Annotated in this window: 3 protein-coding genes; all 3 read right to left on the bottom strand. The window is 42.8% G+C overall.

Annotated elements, in window-relative coordinates; genetic code table 11:
- The coding region (locus B2X72_RS21320) for a condensation domain-containing protein (protein ID WP_286851420.1) at positions 1-1,634 on the bottom strand (1,634 nt) is incomplete at its 3' end.
- Positions 1,635-1,675: 41 nt separating this feature from the next.
- Positions 1,676-2,332, bottom strand: coding sequence for a galactosyltransferase-related protein (locus tag B2X72_RS21315; protein WP_286851419.1), 657 nt, complete (start codon positions 2,330-2,332; stop codon positions 1,676-1,678).
- 23 nt (positions 2,333-2,355) lie between these two features.
- On the bottom strand, positions 2,356-3,177 hold an 822-nt coding region (locus B2X72_RS21310; RefSeq protein ID WP_286851417.1), incomplete at its 5' end, for a non-ribosomal peptide synthetase.

Below are 3,177 nucleotides of genomic sequence, written 5' to 3'. Positions count from 1 at the left end.
TCCACGTAACGTTCGCTGACCTCACGGAACACGTCAACAACTGTACCCGCCGGAAGATCCGAAACCTCTGCCCCTAGGCCGAGCTCGAGAACAGAACGCTCCTCGGCACTGTCCAATAAACGTAGGTCCCAAAGCCGAGAATGGGAACTGTCCACACACTCCCCGGCCAACCTCAAAAAATGGCCCGCCATCCGCTCAACCGTTCCCACATCATAAAGGTCGGTGCTGTATTCGATACCAAGACCGAACCCTCCATCCCCCGTACCGAATACATTAAAGGTCAGGTCAAACTTCGAGGTGCCCTCGCCCCCAAAAGAAAAATCGCTACCCTCCTTGAACAGCCCCCCCGAAGAACTGCCACCCATCTGTTCATCGAACACAAACATCACCTGGAAAAGGGGGCTCCGCCCAAGCTCACGCTCCGGAGACAGTGCCTCCACAACCTTCTCAAACGGAACATCCTGATGGTCCAAAGACTCCACCACCATAGCCCGCACCCCATGTAGGTGATCACTGAAAGAGGACTCCCCGTCCAGCGTCCCCCGAAGGACGACCGTGTTCACGAAAAAACCGATCAGACCCTGGATCTCCGCACGCTGACGGCCCGAAACCGGGCTGCCAACACAAATATCCACCTGCCCGCTGTAACGCCAAAGCAGGATCTGAAGAACCGAAAGATAGTACATATAAGCTGTCACACCTTCACGGGAACACAATGCCTCAACCGAACGGAGCAGCCCCGCCGGAATATCAACCGTAAAGATACTGCCCCTGTGGCTCGGAACAACAGGCCGCGGGCGGTCCGTCGGAAGCTCCAGCGGAACAGTGCCCGAAAGCTGCCCACGCCAGTAGTTCAAACGATCCGCGAGGTATCCCCCGGACAGTTCTTTGCGCTGCCAGACAGAATAGTCCCAGTACTGCACCGGAAGATCCGGAAGATCAGCCCCCCGACCTTCAGAAGAAGAACGGTAGAGCTCCTCCAGCTCACGCAGGAAAATACCATGCGACCAGCCGTCAGAAGCAATATGGTGGAACGTGCACACAAATGCACGCACGCCAGTGGACGGACATTCTATAACGTCAGCACGGAGCATGTAGTCCGAAGAAAGGTCAAAGGGCCTGCCCGTCAGGATCTGGATCAGACGATCGGCAGAAGCTCGGTCGTCCACACTATGGCGACCCATGGACCAGCCACTTTCTGAAAGAACGCGCTGATGGCCAACTCCGTCGATCTCATCGATGACACACCGGAGGACCCCATGACGGCCAATAAGCGACCGAAGGCTAACCTCAAGAAAATCCAGGTCAACATCCTCCATAAGCCAGAACACGAATGGTATATGGTAGTGGAGGCTGCCCTCCAGACTGTCTATGAACCACAGACGCTCCTGGCTGAAGGACAGCGGAAGCACAGAGGTACCGTCCCATCGGGGAACTATTGGTGTTCTATTGATTTTTTGATCACGAAGAAAAGCTTTGATATAATCCTTTCTTTCACTTAGTTTCTCTAGGAAAGATTTGTTTATCTCACATCCATTCCTAACTTTATATTTTAAAGTATCTCCTTCTAGAAAAAGGTAAATCCCTTGGTCATTAGCCTCTTTAATAAGTTCAATATCGTCTTTATACATCATAACCTACCAATAATTGATTAAACAGTTTAGTCCAAGTTATTTTATATGAGAACATTCACCATTGTATAACCTTTAAATTCCACAATATCTTCAATCATGTAATTGCAAGAAGATAGTCCATTGGAAAAATCTCTAGGTTTTTTTAACATCTCAAAGTTCTTATTAAAATGATCCATCAGATCTTCGTCAGTATCAACCAATCTAGGATGATCAAGAGAATGATAAAGTCCGTACCTTCTGTGAACAGGTAGATTTTTTTCTATAAATGAGCGGTAAAAGCAATCATCTTCACAACCATATCCTAAATAGTCATTGTAAAATCCATTAACAGACTCCATATGTTTACCCTTTAATAACACATGACCAGAAAAATATGTAGGATATGGTAAAAGAAACCCAAATTGAGAGACAGAAGAAGCCAAATGAGTAACTTCAGACGGTTCAGAATAATCAACTTGATCTTCAACCGCAAGCATATCAACATCGGACAAATCAAATGCATCAGCTTTGTCTTTTGCGTATAAGTATCCCGCATTTAATAATTTTCCACGATTGAATGGCCCATTCCCCAACTGATGAATTACATATATGTCTGCATCAGGAAAAATCTTTTTATAATGAGGAACATATATTCTCAAATGCTCCTCTCTGTCTCGATAAGGAACAATAAATGCCAATTTATAATTTAATTTAATCATACTAATTTTATTAAAACACCAAACTATAGTTCAAACGTTCCCTCTTTAAATGAATCATTTTCAAGATCTTCTTGAAGTAACAGCGTATCAATTATGATAGATATGTCCTTAATACTTCTACTATTAAAAATTTGCTTTATTGGAATTGAAACACCAAGTCTATCTCGTACAAAAGAAACTAACCGAATAATAGCTAAGGATCCTCCGCCTATAGAAAAAAAGTTGCTCTGAATGTTTATAGTATCTATATGAAGCGTATCTTTCAGAAAGTCTATTAAAATAACATCAATATCTGTTAAATTGACATTAGAGTGGTTTATATTACTGATTGATCGAAGTTCACTGAGCTTTATTGTATCTACTTTTCCAGATGGATTTAAAGGAAACGACTCCATATAGACGAACTCATTGGGAATCATATAATAGGGAAGCCTATCATTCAAAAAATCAAGCAGATTCTGTTCAACTATTATATCATTACTTGGTATGATATAACCAATTAATAATTCATTTTTATATAAAACTACGGCTTCTGAAACATCTGCGCTAGATTTCAATACATTCTCAATTTCTCCTAATTCTATGCGATATCCTCTAATTTTAATTTGGGTATCTTTACGGCCTAGAAACTCTAAATTCCCCTCATGATCCCACCTTCCTAAGTCTCCTGTTAAATAAACATATTCCATACTTTCATTAATTAGGACATGTTTAAATTTTTTATTAGTCAATTCAGAATTATTTAGATACCCACGACTAACAATTGGTCCAGCAATTGCAATTTCTCCAGGAAACCCAACCGGCTGCAATACAAGATCTTGGTGAAGGATAAACACTTTGCTGCC

Origin of the sequence: Sphingobacterium sp. UBA7253, from assembly GCF_002472745.1 — a bacterium.
Classification (GTDB): domain Bacteria; phylum Bacteroidota; class Bacteroidia; order Sphingobacteriales; family Sphingobacteriaceae; genus Sphingobacterium; species Sphingobacterium siyangense.
Note: the sequence above shows the minus strand (reverse complement) of the source record. Positions and strands in the feature narration are given on the sequence as shown.

What these genes read in the sequence shown, in the direction of transcription:
- B2X72_RS21315 (WP_286851419.1), bottom strand. Translation starts at nt 2,332, where the DNA reads ATGATTAAATTAAATTATAAATTGGCATTTATTGTTCCTTATCGAGAC.